Below are 525 nucleotides of genomic sequence, written 5' to 3'. Positions count from 1 at the left end.
TGTGGGATTATTGCAATGAAGATGAGGAGGTTTTGTAAATGAAAATACTTGTTATTGAGCCTGAAAAAGCGCCGTATGAAAAGGAAATCGGCGATGATATTCACGATATGCAGGCAATAGTCGGAGGGTGTATCGAACCTATATATTTTGAGCCGAAAGAAACTGCGATTGCTTGGTGCAACGATGAATTCCTGCTTAATGGTTCACAGCCTAATCGTATTGTGGGAAATGTTCTTGTACATGGAACTTTCTTTGTTTCAGGAAATTATATGAACGAATACGGCGAATGGGACAGCTGTTCACTTACCGATGATCAGATCAAGAAATATTCCGAAATGTTTGAAACTCCCATTATCGTATTGGAGCAAATGCAGGCTACGGAAATTGAGGTAGAAAATACTCCCGATGAGGAAATGGCGGATGAACCTGAGCCGGAAATAACGATGTAATAAAAAGTAAAGTGTTGTAATTTAAAATCAAAGGAGAAATGCATTTTATGTTTAAAAAATCCAAAATATTAAAGAA

General features: G+C 37.3%; 1 protein-coding gene. It reads left to right on the top strand.

Features of this window, described 5'->3' with window-relative positions; translation table 11 throughout:
• The first annotated feature begins 38 nt into the window (after positions 1 to 38).
• Positions 39 to 449, top strand: coding sequence for a DUF3846 domain-containing protein (locus DWX59_RS28375; RefSeq protein ID WP_117563482.1), 411 nt, complete (start codon positions 39 to 41; stop codon positions 447 to 449).
• Positions 450 to 525 lie beyond the last annotated feature (76 nt).

Origin of the sequence: Enterocloster aldenensis (assembly GCF_003434055.1) — a bacterium.
Taxonomy (GTDB): Bacteria; Bacillota; Clostridia; order Lachnospirales; family Lachnospiraceae; genus Enterocloster; species Enterocloster aldenensis.
The sequence above is the reverse complement of the archived record's forward strand: the minus strand, read 5'-3'. Positions and strand labels throughout refer to the sequence as shown.